The organism is Psychrobacter sp. T6-1 (genome assembly GCF_052258445.1).
Genome location: NZ_JBQQFC010000700.1, coordinates 1 through 699, shown reverse-complemented (window position 1 = coordinate 699; position 699 = coordinate 1). Strand labels below are relative to the sequence as shown.

Here is a 699-nt window from a genome sequence, read left to right as displayed (position 1 = left end):
ACGGTCAAGGTCACTGGCGGCAAAACTACGCAAGAGTGCTGCGACGTTGCGTACGCCGTTGCTCACTCGCCACTCGTAAAAACGGCATTCTTTGCAAGCGATGCCAATTGGGGTCGTATCCTAGCGGCGGTCGGCTACGCGGGTATCGATGATTTGGATACTGAGCAAGTGGATGTCTATTTGGACGAAGTTATGATCTGTCAAAATGGTGGCGTGGCTTCAGACTATACAGAAGACGCGGGTAAGGAGGTTATGAAGCGCGCTGAGATTACCATTCATATCGATTTGGCGCGAGGGTCGGCGACAGATACGGTGTACACCTGTGACCTATCATACGACTATGTCAAAATAAATGCGGATTATCGCAGCTAATAGACTTAAATCTGCCACTCAAGTTTTAAATGAGTTGCAAATACTGACGTTTAATTACAAAGCAGTCATAGAAGATAAGGTTTTAAAGCCTCTATACTGAGCGAAGTATTTATAAGGGCACTCACTAAATACATGTTGAGCTATTGTCGTTCAAAAAACTACAGTTCAAATGATATAACCGAATGTCCTTACTACTATAAAAAATTATCGATATCGTTAGACCAACTTCGCTCTAACGATATCGATAATCAATACTAAAAATTTGATAATAATTGTATGAGGATACACCAATGAAAAAATTAGCTATAGCAGCATTGATGACCACTT

1 protein-coding gene is annotated in these 699 nt (G+C 41.6%); it reads left to right on the top strand.

The annotated features are described in order from the left end of the window. The coding region (locus ACTXGO_RS15490) for a bifunctional ornithine acetyltransferase/N-acetylglutamate synthase (RefSeq protein ID WP_443575146.1) at positions 1-372 on the top strand (372 nt) is incomplete at its 5' end. Positions 373-699: the final 327 nt, after the last annotated feature.